This is a genomic window from Aurantimonas endophytica (assembly GCF_014196845.1).
Taxonomy (GTDB): domain Bacteria; phylum Pseudomonadota; class Alphaproteobacteria; order Rhizobiales; family Rhizobiaceae; genus Aurantimonas; species Aurantimonas endophytica.
In genome coordinates this window covers 134,169-148,763 of the sequence record NZ_JACIEM010000002.1, presented here as the reverse complement: position 1 = coordinate 148,763, position 14,595 = coordinate 134,169, and the positions used below count along the sequence as shown (strand labels likewise).

The 14,595-nt window shown below is 63.5% G+C and carries 13 protein-coding genes; 9 read left to right on the top strand and 4 right to left on the bottom strand.

What is annotated here, in order from left to right; translation table 11 throughout:
- Positions 1–97: 97 nt before the first annotated feature.
- The 4 genes from GGR03_RS08380 to GGR03_RS08365 all read right to left on the bottom strand — a co-directional run bounded on the left by GGR03_RS08380 (position 98) and on the right by GGR03_RS08365 (position 3,559).
- Positions 98–439 (bottom strand): hypothetical protein, encoded by a 342-nt coding sequence (locus GGR03_RS08380; RefSeq protein ID WP_183207197.1) that lies wholly within the window; start codon positions 437–439, stop codon positions 98–100.
- 65 nt (positions 440–504) lie between these two features.
- Entirely contained in the window at positions 505–714 is a 210-nt protein-coding gene (locus GGR03_RS08375; RefSeq protein ID WP_183207196.1) for a helix-turn-helix transcriptional regulator, read from the bottom strand.
- Between the two features lie 127 nt (positions 715–841).
- Entirely contained in the window at positions 842–2,041 is a 1,200-nt protein-coding gene (locus tag GGR03_RS08370; RefSeq protein ID WP_183207195.1) for a tyrosine-type recombinase/integrase, read from the bottom strand.
- A gap of 954 nt (positions 2,042–2,995) precedes the next feature.
- The gene (locus tag GGR03_RS08365; RefSeq protein ID WP_183207194.1) at positions 2,996–3,559 is read right to left on the bottom strand and encodes a BLUF domain-containing protein; all 564 of its coding nucleotides are present in this window, start codon (positions 3,557–3,559) and stop codon (positions 2,996–2,998) included.
- A gap of 104 nt (positions 3,560–3,663) precedes the next feature.
- On the opposite strand from GGR03_RS08365, the gene GGR03_RS08360 reads away from it, so the two are divergent.
- The 9 genes from GGR03_RS08360 (at position 3,664) to GGR03_RS08320 (ending at position 14,586) form a co-directional block, all read left to right on the top strand.
- Positions 3,664–4,512 (top strand): IclR family transcriptional regulator, encoded by an 849-nt coding sequence (locus tag GGR03_RS08360; protein ID WP_343058713.1) that lies wholly within the window; start codon positions 3,664–3,666, stop codon positions 4,510–4,512.
- A gap of 44 nt (positions 4,513–4,556) precedes the next feature.
- Entirely contained in the window at positions 4,557–5,720 is a 1,164-nt protein-coding gene (locus GGR03_RS08355; protein ID WP_183207193.1) for a zinc-dependent alcohol dehydrogenase, read from the top strand.
- Positions 5,721–5,753: 33 nt separating this feature from the next.
- The gene (locus GGR03_RS08350) at positions 5,754–6,671 is read left to right on the top strand and encodes an FAD binding domain-containing protein (protein ID WP_183207192.1); all 918 of its coding nucleotides are present in this window, start codon (positions 5,754–5,756) and stop codon (positions 6,669–6,671) included.
- The gene (locus GGR03_RS24595; protein ID WP_183207191.1) at positions 6,664–8,544 is read left to right on the top strand and encodes a molybdopterin-dependent oxidoreductase; all 1,881 of its coding nucleotides are present in this window, start codon (positions 6,664–6,666) and stop codon (positions 8,542–8,544) included. The genes GGR03_RS08350 and GGR03_RS24595 overlap by 8 nt, the downstream gene beginning before the upstream one ends.
- Entirely contained in the window at positions 8,544–9,554 is a 1,011-nt protein-coding gene (locus GGR03_RS24590) for a xanthine dehydrogenase family protein molybdopterin-binding subunit (RefSeq protein WP_183207190.1), read from the top strand. Before GGR03_RS24595 ends, GGR03_RS24590 begins: the two co-directional genes overlap by 1 nt.
- 122 nt (positions 9,555–9,676) lie before the next feature.
- On the top strand, positions 9,677–10,642 hold the full coding sequence (locus GGR03_RS08335; protein WP_183207189.1) for a Bug family tripartite tricarboxylate transporter substrate binding protein: 966 nt from the start codon (positions 9,677–9,679) through the stop codon (positions 10,640–10,642).
- Between the two features lie 25 nt (positions 10,643–10,667).
- On the top strand, positions 10,668–11,180 hold the full coding sequence (locus GGR03_RS08330) for a tripartite tricarboxylate transporter TctB family protein (protein ID WP_183207188.1): 513 nt from the start codon (positions 10,668–10,670) through the stop codon (positions 11,178–11,180).
- 6 nt (positions 11,181–11,186) lie between these two features.
- Complete coding sequence (locus GGR03_RS08325) at positions 11,187–12,701, top strand: tripartite tricarboxylate transporter permease (protein WP_183207187.1); 1,515 nt, start codon at positions 11,187–11,189, stop codon at positions 12,699–12,701.
- Positions 12,694–14,586 carry a thiamine pyrophosphate-binding protein gene (locus tag GGR03_RS08320; RefSeq protein WP_183207186.1) on the top strand — a complete coding sequence of 631 codons (1,893 nt, stop codon included), beginning with the start codon at positions 12,694–12,696 and terminating at the stop codon, positions 14,584–14,586. The genes GGR03_RS08325 and GGR03_RS08320 overlap by 8 nt, the downstream gene beginning before the upstream one ends.
- Positions 14,587–14,595 lie beyond the last annotated feature (9 nt).

Genomic DNA, 14,595 nt, shown 5'->3' with positions numbered 1-14,595 from the left:
GATGACTGCCGCGACCTTGTGGTCCAGTCGTGTCGCCCAGTCCGTCTCGATGATGTTGAGGAGGAGGTTGTGCTGCGCCAGGAGGCCGTCCGTCCGATCACTGGACATTCATGCGCTCCTGGTAGTCGGCGCGCCATTCCTCGCCGCGCTCGAGGCAGGGGACATACATTCCCCATCCTTCTGGCGTCGTGCCAACTCTGCGAATTACGCCAGCATCCAAGAGCCGCGCGATAGCCTTGCAGGCGGTTCGCCGTGTCGTGCCAAGGCGCCTTGCCACGTCGTTAGTCCGTAGGACGCAGTAGCCTTCCTTTGCCCAGGCATCGGCCACCAGATGCGGAATGCGAAAGTCGTGGCGGCCATTCGTGAGGTAAGCGGAAGCGGTGACGTAATCGATGATCCGGCGCACGGTGGCGTCGGGCAGGTCTACGAGTTCTCGCATCTCAGATCCTTTGAGGAGAGATGTAGAAGGGGCCCGCCGGTCGGCGCCGGTCCGGGTTGAGGTCGTTAGGCGGAGGCGCGTCCGGAGATCTTCGCGTCAATCCACGCGACCACTTCGGCACGGACGAAGGCATACCGCCGCTCACCAAGTTGAACCGACTGCGGAAACCTCCCCTCCCGCATCAGCGCCAGGATGAGGGTGCGGGACATGCTGGTCATGGCGCTCGCGTCCTTCATGGCGATCAGGCGAGGGGTATTGTCGTTTGCAGCCTTCATCTTTTTTCCTCTCGAGGATTGACACGTTAACAAGGATGGTATTTACATGCATCGTTTACTGGGCATGCTGTGCATTGATTGCAGATGACGCACAACCGTGATTAGTAGCGTTAACATGCCCCTCTCGTCAACGAACGTTGACGTCGGTCCCCAAGTATCTCGCCCAAGAATCCATCACAGCCCGTCGCTTCTCGAGCGCGTCGCCGCGCCGATACGCGCGCTCGACGGCGTTACCAACATGATGCGCGAGTGCCATCTCGGCGACTTCGCGGGGCGCGTCGGTCTCTTCGCCGCAGAAGTCTCGAAACATGCTTCTAAGGCCATGAAGTGTGCAGTGGACGCCGTTGGGCGCGGCGAGCCTTAGCGCCTTGGTCATCGCCGTCGCGCTCACTGGCGCCCCTCCCACGGCACCGCCGAAGACATACTCCCCGGTCGCCTGTTCCTGACGCTCCCGCAGGATCGCAACGGCACGTTCCGTCAACGGGACACGGTGAACAACGCCCGCTTTCATTCTGGCGCCGGGGATCGTCCAAACAGCGGTGCGGAAGTCGATTTCGTCCCAGGTCGCCTCACGTGCCTCGCCAGTCCTTGCAGCCGTCAGGGCGATGAACTCAACAGCCCTTGCCGCAGTCCCCTTCGACTGGCGTAGCTTCACGCACATCGCCGGCGCGGCTGCATAAGGCAGTGCGGCGTGATGCCCGCGCGAGAGCTTCTGGCGGGCTGGCAAAAGGTGGGAAAGGTTGCCCTTCCACTCGGCGGGGTTATCCCCTTGCCGAAGCCCCCTAGCCTTCGCGTAGTCCATGACAGACGCAATGCGCTGCCTAAGGCGATCGGCAGTTTCGGGACGCTTGCTCCAGTGAGGCTCAAGCGTGCTCACCACGTCGTCAACGGTGACACTCGCAACCGGCTTATCGTGAAGCGGCTCCGCGTACTTGTCGAGCGTCATGCGCCATTGCGCCCGGTGCTTGGCGTTTCGAAATTCCTGTTCCTTGAGCGCGATCGTCGCGTCCATGCACTCGCGGAAGGTGGGCAGCGTCTTCCGGGACGGCACTGCCGCTTTACGGCCGCCTCGAGGATCTTCGCCGCGTGCAAGCTTATCGCGGACCGCCTCTGCCTTCTCGCGCGCAAGCTTCAACGAAACGGGAGCCGTGCCCTGCCCGTAGCCGCCTAGACCGATCTCTTTGCGTACGCCGCCGCGTCGGTAAATGAAGATCCACTGCTTCGAGCCGCCTGGCCGGACCCTCAGATAAAGCCCATCCCCGTCGCTGTAGACGCCGGCCTTGGTGAGGGATTTGAGGTTGGAGTCCGCGAGCTTGTGCTTAGCCATGTCATTCCCAATGCCATAACGCCTAGGAACGGATATCGTGCATTTAGTGTCTCTGCAATCGCCATGGCACAAGATGTGCGCCGAATGCGCCGGAACGGCGGGCTCTCTCACCGCCATCATCTCCCAGTCGAACGCCCTCTGATGCGCTAGGGCAGTGAGCACAGGCCCCGATCTGCAGGCCCCGGCGTGAAACCTGTTGACTGCGCGTTCGCCCCGGATCCTGTTAGGCTCTCTCTCCTCCGGATATGCTTTGAGGCTCTGTCTGCGCCCGAAAAGTACGGAACCGGAAGCGCCTGCACCTTATGCGCTTTAGCGCCTGTCCGAGCCTCGCCGAGTTCGAAAATCGGTCGCTCGGTGAACTCTCCCCGCGTCCAACCTTGCCGATGGCATCGTTGCGCCGGTTTCGCGGCAACATGTTCGCTGGATTACAGCAGCAGTGCGCCCGTACCGGTTATTGAGGCTCAGCGCCGATGGATCGGAAGCAGGCATCAATCCTGTTCAGGTGGATGGCAAATGGCCGGGAAGCGCGGGCGGTGAAGGCTACCGAACAAACCGGCGGGCGTTTGATCAGGACGGAGGCGTGACCTCGAACCCGATCCGGTCTAGCGAGCCGAAGGCAAGAACGGCTTCGAATAGTGCTTCACCTGCTCGAAATCACGGCCTCATATCGAGCTCCCGTTCGCCGACCTTCTCCGCAAAGGCTTGGTGCAGGAGCATGCGCGATCGCAAGCCGGGGGTCCGGACCGACAGCAAACGGCCCAATTCGGCATCAGCCGATGCAGGCAGCTGCTCGTCGTGGCGCCTGGTAAGCGTAGGTCGGAGAACGCCAGCCACATTCGCACCGGTCGCAGTTGGCCGACCATAGCTTACCGAACCTTCTTCAAGTTGACGCATGCTACGCAACCGGCAGGCTAAACGTTGTCCCTAACAGACAGGCTTGGCGGACGTCAGGCGTCAACGGGTTGCACCTGCTTCTGCGTCGCTCGACCAAAAGTCCCGAATGAACGTGAGCGACTGATGCACTTCCCCAGCTTCGCATCTGCGTTGAAAATCTTCTGTTCCAATATCCGCGAAACCAGGGTGGGCTGTGAGGTCGCGAGCAAAGACGCTCCTGAATGCCATCGACCAATCGGCGAAGTCTCGCTGGGGCTTCACACCGGTTTCCAGCACCAGCTTGGTGTGGTGGCGTGGATCCGCGAAGATGCGCTTGCGCAAAGCCTCGAGTTCGTCCGCGCCACCCTCGAGGAGCTGCATAAAGCTGCCGCGATTACCGTCTCGACCCTCGACGAACAGCAGCATTCCCGTCACATCCTTCTCAGCATTGTAGGCTCGGCTCGTCGCGAGGATTGAGTCCAGATCGACCTGGGTGAGAGCCGGGCGTGCCTGGCTCACGTAAATCAGATAATTCGCGGGCAAAATATATCTCCGGATGATGTTCGCAGTTGCGAAGCTGCACTGCAGCGAATTTCCTGCTGACAGCATTGCAAGACAACTTAAAAGCAACAAGACGTCCGTCAAGTTTTCACATTATGAAAGAGTTTTCGACGTCGTCGATTTTGATTGATCCAAATTCAGAACAGCGCTTAGCTGTGGATGAAACTTGAGCTCGGGAGGATCAAGTCATCACCACGAGGCCTGAAGCAGAGAAACCCTTTTCGGCATTAACTTCTGCCGCAAGGGATACAGTTCTTGAAGTCGGCCCGCCACCTCGGCTGATCCAGTCGGTCGATCGCGCGTTACAGCTTATTGAAGTGATGGCTTCGAAAGACCACCCGGTCCTTTTGAACGAACTGGCGAAGGCCACTGGTCTCAACGTATCTACGTGCCATCATCTTTTAGCGACGTTGGTCACACGCGGCTATGCCATCCACGCCGGACGAAGCCGGGGATACACACTTAGCTCCAAGCTCGGTGATCTAGCCGCCTTGTCTAGTCGTGAGTTCGACATTTGCCAGTTCGTGCACGGCGACCTGGAAGCTTTAAACGCCAGCCTTCGCGAGAGCGTCCAGATGGCCGTGCTGCGCGACTCGCTGCTGATCACACGCCTGCGTTTTGCTTCGCACATGCCGACCCATGTCGAGCCTGACGAGGTCAAGAAGATGCGGGCCGCCCACGCGACGGCAACGGGAAAGGCGATACTCGCCTGGCTGCCGGAGACCGAACTGGCGCGCGTCGTGTCCAACAGCGGCCTCGCCGCTTTCACGCCGAACACGATCACCTCGCTCTCGGCGCTGATCGAGGAACTGCGAATGGTGCGTCGCTCTGGCTTTGCGGTCGACGACGAGGAGCTTGAGGCGGACGTTGTCTGCTTCGGCGCCGCCATCAGGGACGGGACGGGCGCGGTGCTCGGCTCGATAAGCGTTTCGCTGCCGAAGAGCCGGGCGAGCGAGGATTACCGCACGCACGTCACCAATGCGGTCGTGCAATGCGCCGGCAAGCTTTCGAACCGGCTGCGTGTCGGCCATTTCTGACAGTCGAAATCAAGAAGAATACAGCAATATCAAGGGAGAAAACCATGGCGATGCCCCAAGGCGTGAAGACCGATCCGGCCTACCCGATCCCCGAGACCATGAAGGCATGGGTGCTGGGCGATCCCGGCCAGCTGACCTTCGTCGACAAGGCAGTGCCGACGCCGAAGAAGGCCGAGGTGCTGGTGCGCATCGACGCCGTCGCCATATGCGCGACCGATCTCGAGATCATTCACCACGGTCCGCCGGCCCAGATCGAGGGCGGCAGCCCGTTCAACAAGAATTTCACCCCCGGCCATGAGTACATGGGCACCGTCGTTGCGCTCGGGCAAGGAGTCGACGAGTACCGCATCGGCGAGCGCGTCACCGTCGAGATTCATGCCGGCTGCGGCCAGTGCAAGCGTTGCCGTCAGGGCATGTACACGTCCTGCCACAATTACGGGAAGAACTACGGCGACGTCGACAAGGGCCACCGCGCCAACGGCTTCACCACCGATGGCGGCTTCTGCGAGTACCAAGTCAACAACATCAACACGCTCGTGCATGTCCATGACAGCATGAGCGACGAGGAGGCGACGCTCGTCGTCACCGCCGGCACCGCCATGTACGGGCTGACGGAACTCGGCGGCCTCGTTGCTGGCGAAAGTGTCGTGGTTAGCGGCCCGGGGCCGATCGGTCTGCTCGGCGCCGCGGTTGCCAAGGCGCTCGGCGCTCAGCCGGTGATCCTCACCGGTACCCGTGATAACCGCCTGGAGATCGGCCGCCATCTTGGCGCCGACCACGTCATCAACGTGCGCAACGAAGATCCGGTAGAAGCGGTGCGCCGCCTCACCGGCGGCAAGGGCGTCGACTACGTCGTCGAGTGCTCCGGTGCGCCGAACGCAGTGAACGAGGCGGCGAAGATGCTGAACCGTGGCGGCAAGATCTGCCTGGCGGCCTTCCCGAGTGACGCTGTGCCGGTCGACGTGGCCTATCTCGTGCGCAACAACATCTACCTTTACGGCATCCGCGGCGAGGGCAAAGGTGCGACGCATCGGGCGGAGGCCTTCATGCGCCAGAAGCGCTTCGACGCCACGTTGGTCCACACCCATACCTTCGAGATGGAGAACCTCCCCGAGGCGCTCCGCTACGCCAAGGATCGGGTAGAGGATGCCATCAAGGTTGTGGTCCGCAACAAGCAGGCCCAGCGCCAGGCCATCGCGGCCGAGTGAGCGACCAACTGACCGAGGCCGAAGGGCGATCAGATGCTTTCATTCGATGAATACGTCATGCCGAGGACCTTGCACGAAGCGCTGGAGGCGGTCGAACGGCTGCCGTCAAACGGCAAGGTCATTGCCGGGGCGACCGACGTAGTTCCCTATGCCCGCGAAGGTCGCGGGGGCGACGTCCACTATCCGGTCGTCGTCGACCTCAGCCGGGTAGCGGAGTTCCAAGGCTACACGATCGCCGATGGCAGGGTGCGGCTCAATGCCAACGTCGTCTTCCAGGCTTTCCTGGAAGACGACGTGCTCCGCGAGCATCTGCCCTGCATGCCCTCCTGCGCGATCTGGTTCGCGGACGACCAGGTCCGCGAACAGGCAACGCTGGCGGGCAATATCGCCAATGCGTCGCCAGCCGCCGACGGCATGCCGCCGCTCCTAGCGATGAATGCCGATGTCGAGCTTGCCCGGCTGGAAGGCGGTGCGATCCGCCATCGCACCGTGCCGATCGCCGAATTCGTCCGCGGCCCCGGCGCCAACGCCATGGAGACCGGGGAACTGATCAGCGCCGTAACGTGCGAATCCATGCAGGGCTATGGCGGCTCGTTCCAGAAGGTCGGGCAGCGGCGCTCGTTGGTGATTTCCAAGGTCTCCGCCGTGGCGCTGGTGAAGACCAGCGCGAGCGGCGACCGATTCGAGGATGTGCGTCTGGCGCTGGGCGGCATCGGGCCGGTGCCGGTGCGGCTCCGCGACATCGAGGACATGCTGCGGGGCCAGCCGATCACCCGCCAAATCGTGGCGGAGGCGAGCATCAGGCCGGCCGACCGCGTCGCCTCGCGCTCGCGCGTCGAATATCGGCGGCGCGTGGTCCGCGGCTTTGTCGAGGCCGCGATCGAGGACGCGCTGGTCGCCTGCGGCGCTCCGATACCGAACGACGTTCAAAGGGAGGCAGTCCATGTCTGACCAGATCCTGACCATGACGGTCAACGGCCGCCGGGTGAACAAGCCCGTCAACGGTCAATACCGGCTGCTCGACTATCTGCGCGAGGAGGTCCACCTCACCGGCGCGAAGGAGGGCTGCGGCGCCGGCGAATGCGGCACCTGCTCGGTCTTCGTCGACGGCAAGCTGGTGAAATCGTGCCTGATGCCGGCCAACAAGGCCGACGGCGCCACGATCCAGACGGTCGAGGGCCTGGCCCCCCGCGGCGAACTCACGACCCTGCAAAGGGCCTTCCACAAGACAGGGGCGAGTCAGTGCGGCTATTGCATCCCCGGCATGGTGATGGCCGCGACCTCGGCGCTGCGGGAAAACCCTTTCGCTGACATCGAGGAAATCAAGGAACGGCTCGGCGGCAATATCTGCCGCTGCACGGGCTATACCAAGATCTTCGAGGCGGTCGAGCTCGCACGCGACGTGTTAAACGGCCGGTTAGCCGCAAGTGCACTCGACGCCGAGGGCGCCGGCGACTCCTACATCGGCAACAACGTCCGGCGGCTTGACGCCCCGTCTAAGGTCTCCGGCGCTCTGAAATATGCTGGCGACACGACGATGCAGGACATGCTGCACATGCAGGTGCTGCGCAGCCCACATCCCCATGCCCGGATCCTATCGATCGACACCTCGGCCGCCGAGGCGATGGAAGGCGTTGAATGCGTCATCACCCATCGCGACGTCCCCGGTGTCGATGGCTTCGGCGTCTTTGTCCATGACCAGCCGGTGATGGCCCGCGAAAAAGTCCGCTACGTCGGCGAGGCTGTCGCTGCGGTGTCCGCCGAGACCCAGGAGATCGCTCGCCGCGCGCTGTCGCTGATCAAGGTCGAATACGAGGAACTCCCTGGCATCTTCGACCCGGAGGAGGCGATGCTTCCCGGCGCGGTCGTCGTGCACGACTACGCGCCGAACAATCTCGTCAAGCACATCCCGATCCGCAAAGGCAATGTGGAACAGGGCTTTGCCGAAGCCGACATCATTGTCGAGAACAGCTACTCGACCCAGCAGGTGGAGCACGCCTATCTCGAGCCTGAGGCAGGGCTCGCCTATGTCGATCACGACGGCGTCGTGACGGTGTTCTCGCCGAGCCAGAACATCACCCACCACCGCCACATGCTGGCGACCATCATCGACAAGCCGATCAATAAGGTCCGCTTCATCATGAGCCCGGTCGGCGGCGGCTTCGGCGGCAAAGAAGACATGATCTACCAGGGCATGCTGGCCCTCTCGGCGATGAAGACCGGCCGCCCGGTGCGGCTGATCTTCACAAGGGAAGAGTCGATCATCGCCTCCGCCAAGCGCCACCCGTCCCGGGTGACGTACCGGATGGGACTGAAGAACGACGGCACAATCACCGCAGTCTCATTCAAGATGATCAGCGACGGTGGCGCTTACGGCATGTCGACGGAAGGCGTGATGCGCAAGGCGGCGATCCTGTCGCTCGGCCCCTACGACATTCCCAATGTCCAGATCGACACCTACGGCATCTACACCAACAACACGCCGTCCGGCGCCTTCAGGACCTTCGGGGCAATGCAGTCGCAATTCGCCACCGAATCTCACCTCGACATCTGCGCCGAGCGCCTGGGCCTCGACCCGTTCGAGATCCGCCGCCGCAACATGATGAAGATCGGCTCGCTGACCCATACTGGTCAACGTCTCGAGACCGTATCGATTGCCGAGGTGCTGGCTACGGCAGAGGCTTTCTGCCGCTGGGAAGCCGGCGCGCCGACGAGCCGCGGTGCGAGCCGCGGCGATCTCGGCGGCCCCGACACCCGCCGATCGTGCACGCTCGGCGCGCGGTTCAGGCTCGAGACGACCGATTCCCGGCAGGAGGTAGCGTGATGCAACGGCATGCAAAGGGACGCGGCATGGCCGCATCGTGGTATGGCATCGCCCGTACCGCCACGATCGATCGGGCGGGCGCCTGGGTGGAAATGGATGATGGCGGCACCGCGAAGGTGGTCACCGGCGTCACCGAGATCGGCGAGGGTATCCTGACGGTGCTGGCCCAAGTGGCGGCCGACGAGCTCGGCATCCGGCCGGAGGACGTGACGATTGGCGACAACGACACGGCTCGGTCGCCTGAAGCAGCCCATGCCGGGGCGACGCGACAGACGTACATGATTGGGAACAGCGTCGCTATCGCCTGCCGGGACGCACGAGCAAAGCTCGACGCCGAGCTGGCGGCGTACTGGCAGGTCGATACAGCCGCGATCAAAGCCTTCGACGGCGACATCTGGGCCGAGGGCACTAACAAGCGTATGACCGTCGACGAGGCTGTGGCCCTCTGCAAGAAGCGCGGCGTCGTGCCGGTCGGGTCGGGATCCTTCACGGCCCATGGCACCGGCCTAGACCCCGTCGACGGTTCCGGAGCACCTTGGCAGGCCTATGTGTTCGGGTGCCAGGTGGCGGAGGTCGAGGTCGACACGCTGACAGGCGAAGTTCAGGTTCTCGGCATGTGGGCCATCCACGATGTCGGCCGGGCAATCAATCCGCGCGGCGTCGAAGGCCAGATCGAGGGCGGCATCGTCCAGGGCCTCGGCCAGGCGCTGATGGAGGACTACCAGCTCGACAAGGGCCACACGACGACCCACGGCTTCTCGAAATACATCCTGCCAACCTCGCTCGACATTCCGCAGATCAACGTTGCCCTGGTGGAGGACCGCGACCCGCGCAGCCCGCTGGGGGCGAAGGGCATCGGCGAGCCGGCGCTGGTGCCGACCGCACCAGCCATCATGAACGCCATCTACGACGCAATCGGCGTGCGCATCACCGCGCTGCCGGCGACCCCGGAGGCCATTCTTGCGGGACTGGAAGCAAAGCAGGCCCGCAATTCTGCGCTGGTGAACTGACAATCCCGAGCTTGCTCACGGGGGCGATGGACGGACCCGAATACGGGCCGGCCGGCGTCGATCAGCATGGACTGACTGTCGCGGCGGGAGGCTGCGACGCGTTTCAACTGGGAGGAAACAACATGTCGTTCTTGAAATCGCGCGGCCGTGTCGCCGCCGTCGCCATCCTCGCCGCAACCCTTGCAGGTACCCTCTCGGCCAAAGCCGAGTATCCAGAGAAACCGGTCGAGATGACCGTCCTCTTCGGCGGCACCGCCAACACCACTGCGCAACTCCTGGCAGAACTAATGGGCCAAGAGCTTGGCTCGCCAGTAGTACCCGTCGCACGCACCGGCGGCGGCGGCGCCATTGGCTACGCTCATGTGCAGGCGACGCGCCCGGACGGCTACAACATCGTCTGGAACTCCAATTCTATCAACACGACGCACCATCTCGGCACCCTGCCCTTCAACTACGAAGCATTCGAGCCGATCGCCCAGGTCTCGGTCGAGATTCCTGTGCTCGCCGTCAATTCCGCGAAGGGCTGGAGCAACCTCCAGGAGATGGCAGAGGCGGTAAAGGCCGGCGACAAGACGATCAATGTGGGCATTTCCGGCAAGGGCTCTTTCACCCATCTCGCCTCCGCCGCCCTGTTCGACGCGATGGGCATCGCCGACAAGGTGAACTACATCTCCTACGGCGACGGCAAGGCGCCCATTGAACTCCTGGCCGGCCGCATCGACGCCGCCATCCAGTGGCCCGGCCAGTTCCTCTCCTACATCAAGACCGGCGATTTGACCGTGCTCGGCTCCACCGGCGCCCAGCCGGTAAGCGTGCTGCCAGACGTCAAAACAGCGAAGGACCAAGGCTTTGACATCGACATCTCGATGTGGCGCGGCCTCGCGGCACCGATGGGTACGCCCGAGGAAATCCTGGTGAAGCTCGAGGCCGCTGCCAAGGCCGCGACCGAGTCGGAGAAATTCACCTCGGCATCGGCGAACATCGGCTACGAGCCCGCCTTCAAGGGCCGCGCGGAGTTCGGCGAGGTGATCGCAAAGGACGACGCGTTCTACGGCGAGCTTCTCGGCGAGCTCGGCATGTCAAACTGACCGACGACGGCATCGGGAGGAAACGATGACAGAGAAGTCGCGCGACATGCTCACTGGCACGGTGCTTCTGGTACTCGCCATCGCGTGGATGCTGATGGTCTGGCGGACGATTCCGGCCGGTGCGGGTGGCGGGGATGTCGGTCCCCGCGCGTTCCCCCTCCTGCTCGGCGGTCTCCTGGCGTTGTTCTCGGCGGCGATGATTGCGACCGCCCTGCGCCGGCCCGAGGGAGAGGCCGCAACCGCCAGCGATGCCTATCGGAGCGACAGCGCGACGGCGGTCGAAGGCGAGCGTTTTACGCCCGTGCCGCTGCTCCTGACCTTCGCTCACCTGATCGCATATGGGTTCCTGATGCAGCTCATCGGCTTCGTGCTGGCGACCCTGGTGACGGTCACCTCGATCATGATCGTCTGCGCCGGCGATCGCTCGCCGCTTCGCATCTTCTTGATGAGCGTCGGAGTCACCTTCGGTTGCTGGCTGGTCTTCGGGAAGATCCTCGGGGTCTATCTCGCCACCGGCTCCTGGATCAATCTGGGTTGAACTGACATGGAAGCATTCCTGGCAGCAGCAGCCCTTACGCTGCAACCGGAAGCCCTTGGGGCGATAGCCCTCGGCTCCGTCATCGGATTGATATTCGGATCGATCCCAGGCCTCACCTTTACGGTTGCCCTGGCCTTGGCACTGCCGCTCACATTCGGAATGGGCGCCGTCCCCGCAATCGGCCTGTTGCTCGGCACCTATATCGGCGGCATGACCGGCGGCTCGGTCTCGGCCATTCTGCTCGGCATCCCCGGCACGCCATCGGCGGCGGCCACTGTGATCGACGGCTACCCGATGGCTAAGCAGGGGCGCGCCTCGATCGCACTTGGCATGGCCGTCATCGTATCCACCTTCGGCGGCATTTTCAGCCTCGCCGTGATGGTCGTCTCGGTGGACGTCGTCTCGCGAATGGCGATCTCTTTCGGCCCCGCCGAGATTTTTGCCCTGGTGGTTTTCGGCCTGTCGACGATCTGCGGCATGGCCGGCAAGTCGATGATGCGTGGCCTGATCGCCGGTGTTCTTGGGCTGATGGTAATGACCATCGGTCTCGACGCGGTTGAAGGCGTACCGCGCATGACCTTTGGGACGACCAGCATGCTGCAGGGCGTCAATCTGCTCGTGGCGATGATCGGACTGTTCGCCGTGCCGTTCATCATCCAGGTCTTCGAGGAGCATCGGCGCGGCATCAAGCCGCCGCCGGCGATGCGCGACGTTCGTGCAGAGCTCCCGTCCTTCCGACTGATCGTCGGCAATCTGTGGCTGATGGTTCGCAGTGCCCTGATCGGCACCGGGATCGGGGCGATCCCTGGAACGGGCGGACCGATCGCGTCCTTCCTTGCCTACGACCACGCCCGCCGCTTTTCCAAGGATCCGTCGAAGTTTGGCAAGGGTGCAATCGAGGGGGTCGTCGCGCCGGAGACAGCCAACAATGCCGTGACGGGCGGCACGATGATCCCGCTTCTGGCCTTGGGCATTCCGGGCGATCCCGCCACCGCCATCGTCTTGGCGGGGATGATGATCCACGGCCTCGTGCCGGGACCGGCGCTGTTCCTGACCAACCAGGCAGAGGTCTACGGCATCTACATCTCGATCATCGTCGCCTACGTGGTGATCCTGGTCGTCCAGCTGTTCGGAATCCGGCTCTTCGTCCACGTTCTCAGGGTTCCACCCCGGCTGATGGCCGTGGTCATCATCGTGCTGTGCGGCATCGGCGCCTTCACCGTCCGCAATAGCGTCTTCGACATCTACACGATGGCGATCGTAGGCGTGCTCGCTTACGCGGCGATCAAGGCCGATATCCCGATCACGCCGATCATCCTGGGCCTGGTGCTCGGGCCGATTCTGGAAGGCGAGTTCCGTACGGCGATGAGCCTGTCCGGCGGAGACCTGGCGATCTTCTATACCTCGCCGACCGCGCTGGTCTTCTTCGGTCTCGCTGCCTTGATCATCGGGCTCCAGCTCTCAAGCCAGCTGGTCGACAGGAAGCGGAAGATAGCAGAGGTTGAGTCGAGCAATGCTTAAGAGCGATTTCACGCGCGAGGACCAGGAAGCGGGCATCAGGCGGCGCGCCGCACTTCTCTCCGCTCATGACGGTGTCGAGGCTGCCTTCGCGGCGGCCGGTATGCCGATCGAGACAACGCTTTCCGAGGCGCTGGTCATCGGGCTCCTGAAGCAGGGCGTGACGCATTACTTCGCGATCTTCGGCCACGGCTCGACGGACCTCGGCAACGTCCTGCGCCTCTACAGTGAAGTGGGAGTTGTCACGGTGATCAACTGTCGCAACGAGGTCGAGATGGCGCACGCCGCTACGGCCCATGCCTGGCAGTATGGCCGTACCCCAGCGGTAGTCACCTCAATCGGCCCAGGTGGCCTGCAGGCCATGGCGGGCTCGCTCGCGGCAGCGTCCAACGGCATTGGCGTCTATCACATCTATGGTGACGAGACGACGCGCGGCGAAGGCTACAACATGCAGCAGGTGCCGAAGCCCGAGCAGGGCCTGTTCGGCAAGATCACCGCCCTGCTCGGCCAGTCGCACACGCTCCATACGCCGGAATCCCTGCGCGAATGCATGCGCCGCGGCACCAGCTGCGTCCATCATCCATACCGGCCCGGCCCGTTCTTCATCCTCCTGCCGATCAATACGCAGCCGCAGCGGATGCAGCTCAACGTCGCGACCTTGCCGGGGCGCATGACACTGCCGCCTGTCGCGCCGGCCGGGGGGAAAGTCTATCGCGAGGCGGCATCGCTGATAACGGGGACGGATCGGATCGTCATCAAGGCGGGCGGCGGTACACGCAGACATGCCGATGCAGTGCGCCGGCTCGCCGAGGCGACCGGCGCTGCCGTGGTGCTCTCGCCCGGATCGACCGGCGTCCTGCCGGATGGCCACGAACAGAACATGCATGTCGGTGGCTCGAAGGGCTCGATGAGCGGCAACTTTGCGATGGAGGAAGCCGAGCTCGCGGTCTTCATCGGCTCGCGCGGCGTCTGCCAGGCTGATTGCTCCGGTGTCGGCTATCCGAACGCGCTGCGTGTCATCAACATCAACGGCGACGTCGACGATGTCAGCCACTATGCCAACACCCTGCACCTGCCCGGGGACATCACCGCCGTAATCGACCGCCTTCTAGAGGCGCTCGAGGACCGGCCGGGCGCGAGCGAAGCGCGCACGGACTGGCTGCGCGAATGCGCCGAACGCAAGCGTGCGTGGAGCCGTTTCAAGCGTGAGCGCACCGACGCCGCGCCGATCCACGATGTGGTATGGGAGACGCTGGTGCTGACCCAGCCGGCGGCGATCGGTACCGTCGCATCCTTCGCCAAACGCATCGGAGCGGCAAAGTTCTTCGACGCCGGCGACGTTCAGGCCAACGGTTTCCAGCTTGTCGAGGACGACGCGGTCGGCGACACCTTTACCGAGACCGGCGCGTCCTACATGGGCTTTGCAGCCTCGGCGCTGCTCGGATCGGCCGGTGTCAAAAGCCCGCGCTATGGCATCGCCTTCACCGGTGACGGCTCCTTCATGATGAACCCGCAGGTGCTGATCGACGGGGTCGAGCACGGCATCAAGGGCATGATCGCGCTGTTCGACAACCGCCGGATGGCCGCGATCACCAGCCTGCAATATGCCCAGTACGGGCACGAGTTCCGCACCAATGACGGCGTCGCGGTCGACTATGTGGCGATGGCCGCCTCGGTCAGCGGCGTCAAGGCAGTCTTCGCCGGCACCACGCGGGCCTCCCTAGAAGCGGCGCTGGAGGAGGCGCACGACCATGACGGCCTCTCCCTCGTTCACATCCCCGTTTATGCGGGCCGCGAGGCGATTGCCGAGATGGGAGCATACGGGTCCTGGAACGTCGGCAACTGGGTGGACGATGTCCAGGCGCGCTACCTCGAACAGAAGATCTGACGGGAACTC